Origin of the sequence: Sphingomonas colocasiae (assembly GCF_019880585.1) — a bacterium.
Taxonomy (GTDB): Bacteria; Pseudomonadota; Alphaproteobacteria; order Sphingomonadales; family Sphingomonadaceae; genus Sphingobium_A; species Sphingobium_A colocasiae.
In genome coordinates this window covers 461208-477175 of the sequence record NZ_JAINVV010000008.1, presented here as the reverse complement: position 1 = coordinate 477175, position 15968 = coordinate 461208, and the positions used below count along the sequence as shown (strand labels likewise).

At 66.4% G+C, this 15968-nt stretch carries 13 protein-coding genes and 1 pseudogene; 9 read left to right on the top strand and 5 right to left on the bottom strand.

Going from position 1 to position 15968, the window contains the following annotated elements; all coding sequences use genetic code 11:
• The first annotated feature begins 122 nt into the window (after positions 1 to 122).
• Positions 123 to 1718 (top strand): AMP-binding protein, encoded by a 1596-nt coding sequence (locus K7G82_RS17830; RefSeq protein WP_222991256.1) that lies wholly within the window; start codon positions 123 to 125, stop codon positions 1716 to 1718.
• The gene (locus K7G82_RS17825; protein ID WP_222991255.1) at positions 1708 to 2964 is read left to right on the top strand and encodes a thiolase family protein; all 1257 of its coding nucleotides are present in this window, start codon (positions 1708 to 1710) and stop codon (positions 2962 to 2964) included. The genes K7G82_RS17830 and K7G82_RS17825 overlap by 11 nt, the downstream gene beginning before the upstream one ends.
• On the opposite strand, the gene K7G82_RS17820 is transcribed toward K7G82_RS17825, so the two are convergent.
• From K7G82_RS17820 to K7G82_RS17805, 4 genes and pseudogenes are all read right to left on the bottom strand, one after another.
• Positions 2965 to 3699, bottom strand: a complete 735-nt coding sequence (locus tag K7G82_RS17820) for an SDR family NAD(P)-dependent oxidoreductase (protein WP_222991254.1) — start codon at positions 3697 to 3699, stop codon at positions 2965 to 2967.
• A complete protein-coding gene (locus K7G82_RS30050; RefSeq protein WP_281423017.1) occupies positions 3696 to 4409 on the bottom strand; it encodes an MFS transporter in 714 nt (237 codons plus the stop codon). The genes K7G82_RS17820 and K7G82_RS30050 overlap by 4 nt, the downstream gene beginning before the upstream one ends.
• Before the next feature lie 56 nt (positions 4410 to 4465).
• A pseudogene (locus tag K7G82_RS30045) lies at positions 4466 to 5212 on the bottom strand (MFS transporter); the annotation flags it as partial.
• Between the two features lie 67 nt (positions 5213 to 5279).
• On the bottom strand, positions 5280 to 5900 hold the full coding sequence (locus K7G82_RS17805; RefSeq protein ID WP_222991251.1) for a TetR/AcrR family transcriptional regulator: 621 nt from the start codon (positions 5898 to 5900) through the stop codon (positions 5280 to 5282).
• A gap of 166 nt (positions 5901 to 6066) precedes the next feature.
• Between K7G82_RS17805 and K7G82_RS17800 the strand changes: the two genes are divergently transcribed.
• From K7G82_RS17800 to K7G82_RS17785, 5 genes are all read left to right on the top strand, one after another.
• Positions 6067 to 6879, top strand: a complete 813-nt coding sequence (locus tag K7G82_RS17800; protein ID WP_222991250.1) for a hypothetical protein — start codon at positions 6067 to 6069, stop codon at positions 6877 to 6879.
• A 206-nt stretch (positions 6880 to 7085) separates the two neighbouring features.
• Positions 7086 to 9287, top strand: a complete 2202-nt coding sequence (locus tag K7G82_RS17795; RefSeq protein WP_222991249.1) for a TonB-dependent receptor — start codon at positions 7086 to 7088, stop codon at positions 9285 to 9287.
• Positions 9288 to 9339: 52 nt separating this feature from the next.
• On the top strand, positions 9340 to 11064 hold the full coding sequence (locus K7G82_RS29855) for an N-acyl-D-amino-acid deacylase family protein (protein ID WP_246623650.1): 1725 nt from the start codon (positions 9340 to 9342) through the stop codon (positions 11062 to 11064).
• A complete protein-coding gene (locus K7G82_RS17790; protein WP_343228600.1) occupies positions 11061 to 11648 on the top strand; it encodes an isochorismatase family protein in 588 nt (195 codons plus the stop codon). Before K7G82_RS29855 ends, K7G82_RS17790 begins: the two co-directional genes overlap by 4 nt.
• Positions 11645 to 12394, top strand: a complete 750-nt coding sequence (locus tag K7G82_RS17785; protein WP_343228599.1) for an SDR family NAD(P)-dependent oxidoreductase — start codon at positions 11645 to 11647, stop codon at positions 12392 to 12394. Before K7G82_RS17790 ends, K7G82_RS17785 begins: the two co-directional genes overlap by 4 nt.
• Here the strand turns inward: K7G82_RS17785 and K7G82_RS17780 are convergent.
• Positions 12379 to 13827, bottom strand: coding sequence for a spinster family MFS transporter (locus K7G82_RS17780; RefSeq protein WP_222991247.1), 1449 nt, complete (start codon positions 13825 to 13827; stop codon positions 12379 to 12381). The two genes, K7G82_RS17785 and K7G82_RS17780, sit on opposite strands and share 16 nt — an antisense overlap.
• A gap of 251 nt (positions 13828 to 14078) precedes the next feature.
• On the opposite strand from K7G82_RS17780, the gene K7G82_RS17775 reads away from it, so the two are divergent.
• Both K7G82_RS17775 and K7G82_RS17770 read left to right on the top strand, forming a co-directional pair.
• The gene (locus K7G82_RS17775) at positions 14079 to 14918 is read left to right on the top strand and encodes a hypothetical protein (protein WP_222991246.1); all 840 of its coding nucleotides are present in this window, start codon (positions 14079 to 14081) and stop codon (positions 14916 to 14918) included.
• Between the two features lie 10 nt (positions 14919 to 14928).
• Positions 14929 to 15957 (top strand): NADP-dependent oxidoreductase, encoded by a 1029-nt coding sequence (locus K7G82_RS17770; protein ID WP_222991245.1) that lies wholly within the window; start codon positions 14929 to 14931, stop codon positions 15955 to 15957.
• The last annotated feature ends 11 nt before the right edge of the window (positions 15958 to 15968 follow it).

Here is a 15968-nt window from a genome sequence, read left to right as displayed (position 1 = left end):
CAGTGTAACGGTACCAGAAGAAAAATATGGTACCACTTTGGGGGTGTGATGGCGGAGTTTGAGGCGGCCGCGTTGGCTTCGGATCGCGAGGCGATGTCCGAAGCAAGGAGCGAGCGCTCGTTATGAAGGGTATTGCGCAATTGTCACCGGATGGGAGCGTACCCGATCGATTGCATGACGGGCCGTCATTTGGCGAGCTGACCGTTCGTGCCATCCGTCGCTATGCACGAAGCCCGGCGATCTGGTACCGGAATGAAATGATCAGCTACGCCGATATGGGCGTTCGGGTCAGCCAATTCGTCCAGGCTTTGTCCGCCAGGGGCGTCGGGTCGGACATGGGCGTTTGCGTGCTCATGTCGAACCGCCCGGAAACCATCTATCTGCGCCTGGCCGTGCAATTGCTCGGCGCCCGCTTCACCCCGCTCAACCCGCTGGGAAGCAGTGCCGACCATCAGTTCATCACCGGCGATTCGCAGGCGGCCTTTCTGATCGTGGAGGATCGTTTCGCCGGTGAGGCCGCCGGGATCGTTGCCGCCGGTGGGGTCCGCTGCACATTGTCGGTCGGGCCTGCGGGCGAGATGCCGGATCTGCTCGATCTGGCCGATGCGTGCCCGGCGGAGCCGCTCGCATGTCGCGCCGATCCCGCGGGCATTGCCGGGCTCACCTATACCGGCGGTACGACCGGGCGGCCCAAGGGCATCATCCATACGCACCGGACGCTCGTCGCCAATGTGCTGATGTGCCTCGCCGAATGGGATTGGCCGCCCGCGCCCCGGATTCTGCTGACGACGCCGCTGGCGCATGCGGCCGGCCTCCTGACGACGCCGGTGTTCGTGAAGGGCGGTTGCGTGTTCCTGACCGACGGCTTCGATGCCGGCGCCTTTATCGACCTGGTCGAGCGCCAGCGGATCTCGGCCGCCTTTCTCGTGCCGACGATGGTCTATGCGCTCACCACGCATCCGCGCATCCGCGATGCCGATCTGTCGAGCCTCAAGCTGGTCATTTACGGCGCCGCGCCAATCAGTCCTTCGCTGCTCGCAGAGGCGATGGAGATTTTCGGGCCGATCTTCCTTCAGCTCTATGCGCAATCCGAAGCGCCGATGACGGTGACGACGCTGTCGCGCGCCGATCACGATCCGGACAGGCCGGGGCAATTGCTGTCATGCGGCTTTCCGATGGTCGGCGTGCAGGTGAAACTGCTCGACGATGCCGGTGCGGCGGTGCCGCTCGGCGAGATCGGCGAGATCTGCGTCCGCGGGCCGCTGGTGATGGACGGCTATTGGGGGCGGCCGCAGGAAACCGCCGCCGCGCTTCGCGACGGATGGTTGCGGACGGGCGACCTCGCGCGCGAGGACGAGCGCGGCTATCTCTATATCGTCGATCGCAAGAAGGACATGATCATCACCGGCGGGTTCAACGTCTACCCCAAGGAGGTCGAGGACGTTCTCGCCAGCCACCCCGATGTCGCGCAGGCGGCGGTGTTCGGCATTCCCGATGCCAAATGGGGGGAGGCGGTGAAGGCGGCGATCGTACCATGGCCGGGCCGCACGCCCGATGTCGCGGAGATCATCGCCTTCGTTCGCCGCAGCAAGGGCGCGGTCGGCACGCCGAAGTCGATCGATATCCTCGATGCGATGCCGCAGACCGCGCTCGGCAAGCCCGACAAGCAGGCGCTGCGCGCGCCCTATTGGCAGGATGCGCGCCGCAATGTCGGCTAGTCGCGCCGTCTATGTCGTCGGCGTCCACGCGACCGCGGTGGGGCGCTTCGCCGATCGCAGCCTCAAGTCGCTGACGCGCGAAGCGGTCGAGGGGGCGGTCGCCGATGCCGGGCTGGAGCAAAGCCGCGAGATCGGAAGCGCCTGGTTCGCCAATTGCGGCATGTGGGTCGAAGGGCAGGGCAGCATTCGTGGCCAGGTGATGCTGACGCCGCTGATCCGCGACGGATTGCTCGCCGAACGCCTGCCGATCTTCAACATCGAGGGCGGCTGTGCGAGCGCGGCGATGGCGCTGCAGGGCGCGCGCAAGGATATCGCGGCCGGCGACGTCGACCTCGCGCTCGCGGTCGCGGCCGAACGCACCTTCTATCCCGACGCGCCCGAACGCACGGCGGCGCTGTTCAATGGCGGCATCGATCAGTTCGATCCCCATGAATGGCACGATTATTATGCGCGCGCCGGCGAAGTGGCGGGCAAGCGGTTCGAAACGGGTGCGGACCGCACGGTGTTCATGGACACCTATGCGATGCAGGCGGCGCACCATATGGCGCGCTATGGCACGACGATCGAGCAGATCGCGGCGGTCGCCGCCAAGAACCACAGCATCGCGGTCGACAATCCCAAGGCGCAATATCGCTTCCCCATGACGGTGGAGCAGGTGCTCGCGGACCGCCCGGTAAGCTATCCGCTCACCCGCGCGATGTGCGCGCCGCTGGGGGACGGCGCGGCGGCCGCGATCCTGTGTTCGCAGGCCTGGCTCGATCGGGCGCCCGCGACTGTGCAGGCGCGGGCGGTGCGGATCGCGGGCACCGCGCTCACCAGCGGCAAATATCGCGGCCTCGACGAGCCGAGCCTCAGCCATGTCGCCGCGCAGCGCGCCTATGCCATGGCGGGAATCGGGCCGGCCCGGATCGACCTCGCCGAAGTTCATGACGCGACGGCGTTCAGCGAGATCTACCAGAGCGAGATGCTGGGCTTCTGCGCGCCGGGCGAGGGCGGGGCGCTGGCCGGGAGCGGCGCGACCGCGCTGGGCGGCAGCCTGCCGATCAACCTGTCCGGCGGCCTCGAATCCAAGGGGCATCCGGTTGGCGCGACGGGCCTGATGATGATCGAGGAACTGGTGCGCCAACTGCGCGGAGAAGCGGGCGCGCGTCAGGCCGTGCGACACCGCATCGCCTTGGCCGAAACCGGCGGCGGCGTCGTCGGTTTCGACGAGGGCGCCTGCGCGGTCACGATCCTCGAACGCTGATCAGTTGAGCTGGAGCCCGCCGTCGACGTTGAGCGTCTGGCCGGTGACATAGGCGCTGGCCGGTCCGGCCAGGAACAGCGCCGCGCGCGCGATGTCGTCGGCGGTGGCCATGCGTTCGAGCGGAATGCCGTCGGCCATGGTCCGGCTGAGTTCCGCGACCGGCTTGCCCGTCGCATCGGCGCGCCGGCGCATGACGTCATCCCACATCGCGGTTTCGACGCGGCCGGGCGCGATCGCGTTGGCGCGGATGCCCGCCGCGGCGAATGCGAGCGCCGCCGATTGGGTGAGGCTGATCACCGCCGCCTTGCTCGCGGCATAAAGGACTGAGCTGGCATTGCCCTTGCGACCGGCGACCGAGGCGATGTTGACGATGCTCGCGCCGCGCGGCAGATGGGGCAGTGCCGCCTGCGTCATCAGCGTCAGTCCAAGCACATTGACGTCGAAGATGCGGCGATAATCCGCCTCATCGATCTCGCCCCAGCCCTGCAGGCCGTAAACCCCCGCGCTGTTCACCAGTATGTCGATGTGCCGGCCGTGCATGGTGATCGTGGCGATCGCCGCGGCGATCGCGGCGGGATCGGTGACGTCGACCGCCAGGCTCTGCGCGTCCGATGCCGCCGCCCGGTCCAATCGCCAGACGCTCACGCCATGGCTTGCCAGCAGCGCCGCCGTCGCGGCGCCGATACCGCTTGCCGCGCCGGTGACCACTGCGACCTTGCCGTTCATCTCGTTCATTCGCCACATCCTTCCAGCAGTTCAGCGATGTCCTGTTCCAGTCGCTCGTCCTCGCGCGTCCGGCGCGCGGCGTGGCGCCGCGCGTCGTCCGCGTGGTTGAACGCGAACTCTTCGACCCAGCCGCCATCCGCCATCTGCCTGAGCGACCAATGCACGGCGCCGTCGCGGCGACGGGCCCGTTCGAGCTGCCGCATGCGGTCCTGGAATTCGGCCTGCCGTGCCGCGCGCGGCCGGTAGGTTCGGCGCTGCGCGACCGGGGCGTCGGAGGCAGGAATGGGGGCGGGGGACAGGTCGACCGCATCGTTCGAGACGATCGGGAGCCAGCGGCCGAGCACCAATGTCGCGAGCATGGATGCTCCCGAAAGGATCAGGGCGCCGCCCAGCCCGAACCGGTCGGCGAGCAGGCCCCAGATCAGGCTGCCGGATGCGAGGCCAAGGAACAGCGCGGCCTGGAGCAGCGCGATGGCGCGCGCGGCGACCCAGCGCGCGGCATGGACCTGGATCGCGACATTGAGGCCGCTCAGCCCCGCCACCCAGCCGCCGCCGGCGAGGGCCATCGCCAGCATCGCGGGGGCGGGGGATTGGGCCAGGCCGAGCAGGATCGTGGCGAGCGCGTAAAGCAATGTGCAGGCCGACAGGAATGTCGCGCGACGCCAATGTACGAACCGTGCACGCACCAGCGCACCGGCGAAGGCGCCGAGCCCGAACATGGCGACCAGCACGCCCAGCATCGCCGCGCCGCCGCGCCGCCGCTCAGCCGCTGATGTGCGACCAGTGGCGCGAGTGCCCAGATGCTGGCGCCCGAAAAGGTGAAAAGACAGGCCCTCAGGATCAGCGCCGCCAGGCTCGGCCGCCAGCGGACGTATCGGATTCCGGCGTGGATCGCCGCACGCAGCGGTTCGCGCTGTATCGGTCCGGCGATGGCCGGCCGCCATGCCCACAGGGCCGCGATCAGCGGAACGACGGCGGTGACGCTGGCCGCAAGCGCCACCAGCGGCCCGGCAAGCGCGATAAGCCAACCGCCCACCGCCGGGCCGAGGCTGCGGGCGAGATTGAAGCCGACGGCGTTGAGCAGCACCGCGGGTTCGAGTAGTCGGTCATCACCGGTCTGGTCGCGGATCGACGCGTGCCACGCCGGATTGGCGAGCGCGAAACCGGCGCCGCTGGCAAAGACGCAGCACAGTAGCGCAGCCGGGCCGATCCGCCCGCTGGCGGCCAGCGCGAGAAGCGTGACGCCCGCGCACAGCACAAGCACCTGCGCGGCGAGCATGACGTGGCGGGGCGTGAACAGGTCGGCGAGCGCGCCGCCGGGCAACGAGAGCAGGACAAGCGGCAGCGAGGCGCATGTCTGGACGGCGGCCACCAATGTCGGGTCGCCGGCCGTCATCTCGGTCATCAGCCAGGCGGCGGTCACCGCTTGCGCCATGGCGCCGATATTGGCGAGCAGGTTCGCGGACCATAACCGGCGGAAGCGCGCAATCATGAGCGGCGCGATCGCCGAAGCCGTGCTCATCCCGTCCCCTCAAGCGCGACGCGGCGGTCGCCCTTGGGGTACTATAACATATTAAATGGTACCGGAGTCAATCGCGCTTGGCGATGTCCGCCTCGGTTCTGGGGAACAGGCCGTTCTGGATGAGGCGCGTGAGTTCGTCCCATGCGTCGGCGAGCGAGATGCCGACTTCCTGCAGGAATGTCGGGTCGCGCATCCGGCGGAACGAGATCATGATCACCTCGGCGACCAGATGCGGGTGATAACCCGTGAAATAGCCTTCGCGCACGCCTTCCTCGATCATCGCGCGGATGCCGTCGGCACGCCGCCGCTGGTGCTCGCTGAAGATCTGGGAGGCCGCCGGGTCTTTTTCGATGTCCATGAGCAGCCGGTCGCCCATCTCGACCAATGCGTTTGTGCCCACTTCCAGGAACGCCCAGGTCCGCGCGATCGGTGACGAATGCAGCGCCGCCGCATCCCATCCGGCCTGGCGGATTTTCGCGAAGCGCCGTTTGAGTACCAGTTCGATCAGCGCCTGCTTGCTTGCGGCGAGTTCGTAAAGCGAGCGTTTGGAGCATTGCAGCTTGGCGGCCATGTCCGACACGTTGAGATGACGAAATCCTTCGCGTCGAAACACTTGCTCGAGCTTGTCGAGCCGGCGTTCCGCCGCCGACGCCTTGCGATCCGATGTTGCGCCGTTCGTCACCGCCATCGCGTCCCCTGCCCCGTCCGGTTATCCATTGGGTGAACGGGTACCCGCAATTTCCCATGCTGTCATCTGCTCGTGTCGATCGGAGCGGCGTGCCAGCTTGACAGTGGCGCCGCGCTCGCGCATTGGTACCAGATATCAATAATGGTACCAGTTCGTGGAGGGTGAGATGAGCAGGTCGGGCAAATATACGGTGGCCGGCTTCATGCAGGATGCCAAGCGTATCCTGGAGACCGATCTGCCTCTGGCCGAGAAGCAGGCGGAGATCGCCGACCGCATGTCGCTGCTCTCGCAGCGCGACGATCTCACACGCTTCGCGATTCCGATCGGTCCGGCCGATGGATCGACCCAGAATTTCCTGCTTGGCTTCGAACCGCCCTTCACCTTGCTGGGCCTTTCCCAGTTCGATCCGCATTATCTCTCGCCCGTGCACGAGCATGGCGATTTCTGGGTGATCGCCTGTGGCTGGCGCGGGGTCGATCGCTGGGACATGTACGAGCGCAAGGACGATGGATCGATCGCCGGCTATGCCGATCTCGAGCTTGTCGACCAGATCTTCCTGCCGCGCGGGCGGACGACATGGATGCCGCCGCCGCCGCGCTCGATCCATTCGCACAACAACGAAACCGGCGCGCTCAATTGCGAACTGATCTTCACCGCGGCGGAGCCGATGAAGGTGGAGGACCGGCTCTATTACGATGTCGAGGAAAAAACCTGCTGGCCCAGCCTGTTTCCGCCGGCGACGATCTTTCCCGGCACGCGCTGGCCGCCCGATCTGCCCGGCCATCACCTTCACGCGGCGGAGACCTGCGACCATGGTCGCGCGGATGCGGCAAGGCTTGAGTCTGCCGATGCGCCGGGGCCGCTCGGCCGGGCGCTCGTTTCGGCGCGCGCCGGGGTCGATGCGCTGTTCGGGCGTTCGAACTGCCCGAGCTGCAATCTGATCGATTCGATCGCCCGTCTGGCGCCCGCGCGCGGCTGAGTTTTGCCGTTCACGCAATCGGTGCTTGACAATGTCGCTTGTCCATATACGGTACCAACAATAGAAAACTGTTACCGATAATCGACCGGATCAGCAGAATATCCCAACACAAAGGGGGTGTTCGCTGGAGTATCGATGGAGACGTATCGTCCTCATTTGGTACCCAAAAGGATCCGGTGATGTCGGCGGAATGGGGAGGATCAAAGATGACACGCATTGCGAAACTATGCCTCGGAGCCGCGATCATGCTGCCCGTGCCGGTGTTCGCGCAGGCCGAGCCCCAGGCGGCCGCGGCTGACGCGACCGTTGACGAAGCCGGGTCGGATATCGTCGTCACCGGATCTCGGCTGCGGCAGGAATCGGTTCAGGAGACCCCCGTCGCGGTCGCGGTGCTCTCGAGCGCCCAGGTCGAGGCGCTCAATGGCTCGAACCTCATCGCGCTCAGCGGCAATGTGCCCAATCTTACCGTTTCCACGCTCGGCACCGCACCCGCCAACCCGGTGATCAGCCTGCGCGGCTTCCTGACCCAGGCGGCCGACATCTCGATCGAACCGGGCGTGCCCGTCTATATCGATGGCGTCTATCAGCCGATCATCTCGGGCTCGATGTCCGATCTCTTCGATGTCGATCGGATCGAGGTGCTGCGCGGCCCGCAGGGCACCACGCTCGGAAAGAATGCCTCGGCCGGCGCCGTGCTCGTCACGCGCTCGCGCCCGACCGGCGAATTCGACGGGCGTCTCAACGTCGAATATGGCAGCTATAATCTCTTTCAGGCGCAGGGCCTTATCAACTTCCCGATCGCCGAAGGCGTGCTGGCGGGCAAGGTCTATGCGAATTTCCGCCGCCGCGACGACTGGGTCAAGAATCTCGCGGTACCGGGCGGCGACATGGGCGGGGAGAAGCGCGGTTCGGTGCGTGCCGCGCTGCTCTTCACCCCCAGCGCGGATTTCACCTATTATCTGACCGCCGACTATATCTGGGACCGTTCGTCGCAAATGGGCGGCCGGCCGGTGCCGCTGCCGCGCGACCGCATCTGCGCGGTCTATGGCGAATGCACCCAGGATTTCCGCCTGGGCACGACCCGGTCGGGCAACACGATCAAGCCGCGCGTCGACGATATCAACATCACCGGTGTCGGCGACTGGAAACTGGGTGGGGTCAAGATCTCCAGCATCACCGGCTATCGCAACTTCGACGAGTTCAACGCCAACGACTTCGACAAGACGCCGTTTCCGGCGCTCGAGCTCTATCGTGCCGATACCACGCTCGAGATGTTCTCGCAGGAAGTGCGCATCACCTCGGAGGAGATGGGTGGGCTCGATCTTGACGGCCGGCTCGCCTGGTTGCTCGCGGGCTATTACAGCCATAGCGACGCCTATCAGAACAATGGCCAGAACGTCTTCGGCAACCAGTTGATGGTGGCGCAGCGGTCCGTGCGCGACACCTTCGCGCTGTTCGGCCGGCTCGATTTCGATCTGACCGACAAGCTGACGGTTTCCGGCGGCATCCGCCACAGCTGGGACAAGACGGTCCATTATTTCGCGCCGGCGATCCCGGGCACCACGCCGCCCGACCCGATCAATCGCGAACAGGGCAAATGGGAGAACACCTCGATCGAGGCGGGTGCGCAATACAAGTTCGATTCCACCAAGATGCTGTATCTGCGCTACGCCGAAGGCTATCGCGGCGGCGGCTTCCTCGGCACGCCCGCCTCGGTTGCGGCCGCGCGCTCCTATCGTCCGGAAACCTCGCGCTCCTACGAAGTGGGCCTCAAGAGCGAATGGCTCGATCGCGCCTTCCAGTTCAACCTGACGCTGTTCCGCACCGAATTCACCGATCTGCAGAAGCAGGTCGCGCGTACAGGGGCGGGCGGCACGCTGGTCCAGGTCATCGATAATGCCGCCGATGCCGTGACCCAGGGTGTCGAAATCGAGGCGGTCCTGCGCCCGATCAACGGCTTCAACGTGTCGATCAGCGCGTCCTATCTCGACGCCTATTACAAGGATTATCTGAGCCAGGATGCGGCGGGCAACTCCATCGACCTGTCGGGCCTGCCCTTCCAGTTCGCGCCCAAATATGTTGTATCGGTCAACCCCACCTATGAGTGGCATCTGTCGGAGGGGCTGGGCTTCGAAAAGGCGCGGATCGGTGCACGGCTGCGCTTCACCGACGAATATGAGATTTCCTCGGCGGTGCCGCCCAGCCCGGTCGGTCATCAGCCCTCCTTCGCGACGGTCGATCTGTCGGCCGATCTCATCAACGCCCGTGGAATCAGCTTCGGCGTCTATGCCAACAATCTCCTCGATCAGCGCTTCCTGGCCTATGGCAATGAACCGTCGAACCTGATCGCGTTCCAGATCGACGATATCGGCCGGACCTTCGGCGCCAAGCTCAGCTTCAGATTCTGATCATTGCGGGCCGCGCCGCCACACGCATGGCGGCGCGGACGGGAGAATGTGCATGGCGAATTATGATCTGGTCGTCCGCAACGGGTGGGTGATCGACGGAACCGGCAAGACGCGCTTCCGCGCCGATGTGGGCGTGCGCGACGGCCGGATCGCAGCGATCGGCACGATCGAGGCAGCCGGCCAACAGGAAATCGATGCCAAGGGCCAGGTCGTGGCGCCGGGCTTTGTCGATATCCACACCCATTATGACGCGCAGGTGTTCTGGGATCCGACCGTCGGTCCATCCTCCTTCCATGGCGTCACCACCATCGTCGGCGGCAATTGCGGTTTCAGCATCGCGCCGCTCAACGGCAATGCCGAGGACGCGCAATATCTCGTCCGCATGCTCTCACGCGTCGAGGGCATGCCGCTCGAAAGCCTGCAGACCGGCGTGCCGTGGGACTGGACGTCGTTCGGATCCTATCTCGGCAAGCTCGACGGCAAGCTCGCGGTCAATGCCGGCTTCATGGTGGGGCATTGCGCGCTTCGCCGTTCCGTGATGGGCGCGCGGGCGGTCGGCGAACAGGCGAGCGAGCAGGATGTTTCCGCGATGCAGGATCTGCTGCGCGCATCGATCCGCGAAGGAGGGCTCGGCTTCTCGACGACGGTCGCGCCGGTCCACACCGACGGCGAGGGGCAACCCATCCCCTCGCGTTGGGCGACCGACGAGGAAGTCTATGCCCTGGCTTCGGTCGTGAGCGAGTTCGAGGGCACATGCCTGGAGTTCCAGCCCAATAATCTGGGGCCGTTCAGCGAGGCTGAGGTCGAGCGGATGACCAGGGTCGCGGTGGTCGGGCAGCGCCCGCTCAACTGGAACCTGTTCCTGAGCGTGGGCGACCAATATGAGCGCCATGTCTCGCAACTGGCCGCGAGCGATCATGCAAAGGCGCATGGGGCGCATGTCACCGCGCTGGCGTCGTGCCAGCCGATGACGACGCGCATCAATCTGTTCAGCGGTTTCATCTTCGATCTGTTCGATGGCTGGGAGCCGACGATGCGTCTGCCTGTCGCCGAACGGAAGCGCGCGCTCCAGGATCCCGCGGTGCGCCGGCGCCTGGCCGAAGGCGCCGCCAATCAGAGCGGCATGATGGCGATGATGACCGATTTCTCCAAATGGAGGATCGATCAGGCGTTCACGTCGCAGAACCAGGCGCTCAAGGGACAGACCATGGGCGAGATCGCGGCGGCGCAAGGCAAGACCCCGCTCGACGCCCTGCTCGATATCGCCGTCGCCGAGGATCTCAAGACATCGTTCCTGCCGCCGCCGGCCGGCGAGGATGAGGAGAGCTGGCGGCTGCGCGCCGAATCCTGGCGGGACGACCGCACCATCGTCGGCGGTTCCGACGCCGGCGCGCATCTGGACATGATCGACACCTTCGCCTTCTCGACCATGGTCCTGGGCGAGGGCGTGCGCGAACGCGGCATCTTCAGCCTTGAGGAAGGCGTGCGGCAGATCACCTCGATCCCCGCGCACCATCTCGGCCTCAACGATCGCGGCGAAATCCGCGAAGGCGCCTGGGCCGATCTCGTCATCTTCGATCCCGACACCATCGCATGCGGTCCGGTGGAGATGCGCGACGATCTGCCCGGCGGCGCGGCGCGGCTCTACGCCGATGCGCTGGGCATCGCCCATGTCATCGTCAACGGGACCGAGATCATCCGCGGCCAGGACTTCGTCGGAAACCATCCCGGGCGCATCCTGCGTTCGGGGCAGGATACGCACACGCCGGTCCTGTGAAAGACGCGCCGCTCCTGCTCGATCCGTCCCGCACCGCGCTGGTGCTGGTCGACCTGCAGACTCTGATCGTCGATCTGCCGCTCGCGCCGCTGGCTGGGCGGGCGCTGGCGGCGCGCGCCATCGCCTTCGCCGCGCGGATGCGCGCGGCGGGCGGAACGGTGATCCTGGTGCGCGCGGACATGAGCGGTGATCCGCGCGCGGCGCTTCACCAGCCGGTCGATACGCCGATCGCGCATCCCGAAGGGCCCTTGCCCGACGATTGGGCCGAACTGGTCGATGGGCTGGCCGAGCCCGGCGACGTGATCGTCACCAAGCGGCAATGGGGCGGATTCTACGGCACCGATCTCGATCTCCAGTTGCGCCGGCGCGGGCTGGACACGTTGATACTGGGCGGGATCGCCACCAATTTCGGCGTCGAATCGACCGCCCGCCAAGCATTCGAACATGGCTATGCCGTGGTGGTGGCGCAGGATCTGACGACAAGCTTCACCGAGCGGATGCACGATTTCGCGGTGGAAGAGGTGCTGCGCCGTGTTGGTCGCGTCCGCGCAAGTTCGGTGATCTCCTTCGGGCGGGACGGGTGAGCCATGGGTTCGCCGGCCGCGTGGCGCTCGTCACCGGCGCGGCCTCGGGTATCGGTGCGGCGACGGTGCGGCTGCTCGCCGCGCGCGGGGCGTCGATTCTGGTGGCCGATATCGATGGCGACGGCGCGCGACGGATATGCGATGATATCGCCGCACGCGGCGGCACGGCGGAAGCATTTGCGGCGGATCTGACGCGGTCGGCGAGCGCCGATGCCGCCGTTGCCGCCGCGCTTGCCCGGTTCGGGCGACTCGATATCCTCGTCAACAATGCCGGGATCGGCGGGCGCGGGCCGAGCCATGAGCTCACCGACGCCGACTGGCGCCGCGTGATCGGGCTCGATCTCGACGCTGTCTTCTACATGAGCCGTGCAGCGCTTCGGCCGATGGTCGCCTCGGGCGCCGGCGCGATCGTCAGCGTCGCATCGATCTTCGGCCATGTCGGCCTGGGGGAGCGTGCCGCATACAGTGCGGCCAAGGCGGGGGTGGTCAATCTGACGCGCGCGCTCGCGCTCGAATATGGCGCACGCGGCATCCGCGTGAACGCCGTCTGCCCCGGTGTCATCCGCACGCCGCTGGTGGCGCATAACAGTCCGGCGCAGGCCGAGGCGCTGATCGCGCTTCATCCGATCGGCCGGCTCGGCGAACCCGAAGAGGTGGCGGAAGCGATCGCGTTTCTCGCAAGCGATGCGGCAAGCTTCGTGACCGGCGCCAGCCTGCTCGTCGACGGCGGTTATACCGCCGCCTGAGCGGCTTCGGCCGGGGGCTCGTCCGATCGGGGCTGCGGGCCGCCGGTCGCACGCGCGAAATCCTGTGTGATCGTCCGCGAAGCGAGAATGAAATGCACTGCCGCCCACAGCAGGCCGAGCGTGCAGAAGGCCAGTCCGGTGCGCGTCGCCTGATCGATCGCCGCGCGGCAGCTGGCCTGGATCAGCGCCGGTGCATCCGGTGCGGCGACGCCGCCCGGGCATAATGTCGCGAAGCCGGCGCCTTCGACCGTGCCGAAATAATAGCCCGAAAGCGCGTCGATGAGCGCGCCGGCGGCGACCGTGCCGATCACCAGCGCGGCCAGGCTCGCGACCAGCGAGATCAGCGCGGTCGTCGTGGCGCGCATCCGCGCATCGACCATATTGTAGATCGCGGCATAGGTCGGGCTGAAATAGACGAACTGGATCACCCCCGCCGCCGCCAGCAGCGCCACCGCGATCCGCCAGTCCGACTGGAGATAGGCGGCGATGGCGAGCGGTGTCGCGACGACAAGGCCGATGAGCGGGACATAGGCATAGGCGCGGGGGTTCGAGCGGCCGAAATGGTCGGCGAGATAACCGCCGGCGAAGGTGCCGACCGCATTGGACGCGCCGATCGCGAAGCCGATGATGAGCCCGACCTCGGCATAGTTGAGCGCATAGGCGCGCACCAGGAAGGGCGCGATGAAGGCCCCCGCGCCATAATTGACGAAGGTGAACAGGGTGACGCCCATGATCATGTGGCGCGCGGTCGGGATGGAGAAGACGCGCCTGGCGGTCTGCCATGTCGAGGGTGAGACGTCGGATGTCGCGACGCGGCCGGCAAGCGCGTCCGAATGGCCGCGCGGCACTTCGCGGACGATCAGCTTGAGCAGCAGGGCCAGGACGAGGCCGGGCAGGCCCAGCACCATGAAGGCGGTTCGCCAGCCATGATATTGGGTAAGCACGCCGCCCGCGATGGCGCCAGCCATGATGCCCAGCGGCAGGCCGAGCTGATAGATCGCAAGCGCGGTCGCGCGCCGGCGCGGTCCGAAATAATCGGTGATCAACGAATAGGCCGGGGGATTGCCGCACGCCTCGCCGACGCCGACGCCGATCCGGCACAGCAGCAATTGCCCGAATGTGCGCGCGAAGCCCGACAACGAAGTGAACAGCGACCAGAGAGCGATGCTGCCGGCGATGATGTTGACCCGGTTGAAGCGCTCGGACAGCCGCGCCGCGGGCACCGACAGGGTCACATACAGGATGCTGAACGCGAATCCGTGCAGGAAGCCGAGTTCGACGTCGCTCAGCTTCAGATCGACCTTGATCGCCTGGCCGATGGTGGAAAGCACGGTGCGGTCGGCCCAGCTGCACAGGCTGTACAGCATCAGCAGCAACAGGACGCAGCCGCGATAGCCGCGGCTCATATTCGGCGTCGCGCCCGGATGCGCCATGCGTGCTCCTCTCCCGCTCGTTGCGGCCGTTGTGGCAGGGGCGGTGCCTGCCCGCAAGCTCAAATGGTAACAGAATCGTGATTCTGGTTCCCATATACGGCCGGCGGTCTATGCTGCGCATGCAATATGAGGCCGATAAGACGGGCATGTCGTCCACATCCAGGGTTGACACGAGGCCATAACTGGTACCAGAAAGGCAAAAATCGTTTCACATATCGGACGGCATGTCCGCGGGATTTGGGAGAGATCGAATGGCGGTGCTGATCAAGGAAATCCGGCCGGACGCTGAATGGGTGGTCAATTCGCCGCACCGCTCCCGTGGCATCACCGTCCAGAACGTGTTCCAGCGCGATGTCGAGAATCGCAGCGTCGAGTTCAACATCACGGCGTTCAACGGCGATGAGTTCTGGAGCCCGGCGCATCGGCACAATTTCGATCAGATCCGCATCGGCCTCGACGGTGTCATGAAATACGGGACGCGCAGCCGCCTGATGCCGCGCACGGTCGCTTATTATCCGGAGGGCACCTGGTATGGCCCGATGGCCTGTGACGGCCCGTCGGTCAGCGCCATCATGCAATTCGACGGCGCCAGCCATGGCGGTTATGTGACCTTGGCGCGGATGGACGAGGCGACCGAGGTCCTGCGCCGGAAGGGCAAGTTCGAAAAGGGCTTCTATTATCCCGATGACGGCAGCCCGAAGATCGACGGCTATCAGGCGTCGTGGGAACACGTCACCGGCCGCAAGATGATCTATGTCGATCCGCCGCGCTTCGTGGACGCGATCTACATGAATATCGACTCGTTCGAATGGCTGCCGGCCGATGGCGGCACGATGCGCAAGACGCTCGGCCGGTTCGGCGAGCGCGATTTCACGATCGAGGCTCTGCAGGTTCCGAAGGGCGCCACCGCCATCGTCGACAAGCCGGGCCGGCTGGTGGTCGGCTTCGTGCTGACCGGCGAGGTCGCGGTGCAGGGGGCCGTGCTTCCCAAATGGTCCGGAACCTTCGCCGAGGAGGCGGATGTGGTCGGCTTCACCGGCCGTGACGAAGCCTCGGAGATCCTGATCTTCACATTGCCCGATCTGGGCTGAGGTCTCCGACATGACCGAGATCAATCGCCGGCTGGTGCTGCGTGCCCGGCGGGACGGCCTGCCGCATGTCGGCGACTTCGCCGTCGAACACGCGCCGATGCCCGAGCCCGGGCCGGGGCAGTTCGTCGTCCGCAATCTCTATGCGTCGCTCGACCCCGCGCTCCGCCAGCGCCTGACGCTGACCGACAGCTATGTGCCGCGCATCGAGCTCGGCGAGGTGCTGACCGCGACCACGGTGGGGGTGGTCGCGGCCTCGCGTGATCCCGCTTACCCGGTCGGCAGCCATGTCGTCGGCCATCATGGCATCGCCGATTACTGGCTTACGGCGGCGGGGCCGGTGACGCGGACGATCGACCCGTCGGCCGCATCCTCGCTCAGCCATTTCCTGAGCGTGCTTGGGCCGACCGGGCTCACCGCCTATTTCGGCATCACGCGCGTGGCGCGCCCGCGTGCGGGGGAGACGCTGCTGGTGACCGGGGCCGCGGGCGCGGTGGGGTCGGTCGCCGGGCAGATCGCCAGGCTGTCAGGCTGCCGGGTCATCGGGATCGCGGGTGGCGCCGACAAGGCGGCGAGGCTTACGGGGGAATATGGTTTCGATGCCGGGATCGACTATCGCGACAAGACCCTGGCGGGCCTGACCGCCGCGATCCGCGATGCCGCGCCCGAAGGCATCGATCTGTTGTTCGAGAATGTCGGCGGCATCCAGCTCGACGCCGCGATCGATTGCATGAACGAGCGCGGCCGGATCGCGGTGTGCGGCCTGATCAGCCAGTACAACGCCACCGAACCCCCGCCGCCGCTGACCAATCTGTTCAAGCTGGTCGCCCGCTCGATCCGCATGGAGGGCTTCATCGTGCGCAACTACGCGTCCGAATATGCCGCTGCGGCGGCCACGCTCGCGCGCTGGGTGGGCGAGGGGAAGATCCATTTCCGCGAATCCATCCATGATGGCCTCGAAGCAGGTCCCGAAGCCTTTCTCTCGCTGTTCACCGGCTGGAATCAGGGCAAGGTGATGCTTCGGCTCGAGCCGTCCGCGTGACGGCTGGCGGG

Bases quoted from the DNA above. Each gene is read 5' to 3' on its own strand.
- K7G82_RS17830 (WP_222991256.1), top strand. From the start codon at position 123: ATGAAGGGTATTGCGCAATTGTCACCGGATGGGAGCGTACCCGATCGA.
- K7G82_RS17825 (WP_222991255.1), top strand. From the start codon at position 1,708: ATGTCGGCTAGTCGCGCCGTCTATGTCGTCGGCGTCCACGCGACCGCG.
- K7G82_RS17820 (WP_222991254.1), bottom strand. From the start codon at position 3,699: ATGAACGAGATGAACGGCAAGGTCGCAGTGGTCACCGGCGCGGCAAGC.
- K7G82_RS30050 (WP_281423017.1), bottom strand. From the start codon at position 4,409: ATGTTCGGGCTCGGCGCCTTCGCCGGTGCGCTGGTGCGTGCACGGTTC.
- K7G82_RS17805 (WP_222991251.1), bottom strand. From the start codon at position 5,900: ATGGCGGTGACGAACGGCGCAACATCGGATCGCAAGGCGTCGGCGGCG.
- K7G82_RS17800 (WP_222991250.1), top strand. From the start codon at position 6,067: ATGAGCAGGTCGGGCAAATATACGGTGGCCGGCTTCATGCAGGATGCC.
- K7G82_RS17795 (WP_222991249.1), top strand. From the start codon at position 7,086: ATGACACGCATTGCGAAACTATGCCTCGGAGCCGCGATCATGCTGCCC.
- K7G82_RS29855 (WP_246623650.1), top strand. From the start codon at position 9,340: ATGGCGAATTATGATCTGGTCGTCCGCAACGGGTGGGTGATCGACGGA.
- K7G82_RS17780 (WP_222991247.1), bottom strand. From the start codon at position 13,827: ATGGCGCATCCGGGCGCGACGCCGAATATGAGCCGCGGCTATCGCGGC.
- K7G82_RS17775 (WP_222991246.1), top strand. From the start codon at position 14,079: ATGGCGGTGCTGATCAAGGAAATCCGGCCGGACGCTGAATGGGTGGTC.
- K7G82_RS17770 (WP_222991245.1), top strand. From the start codon at position 14,929: ATGACCGAGATCAATCGCCGGCTGGTGCTGCGTGCCCGGCGGGACGGC.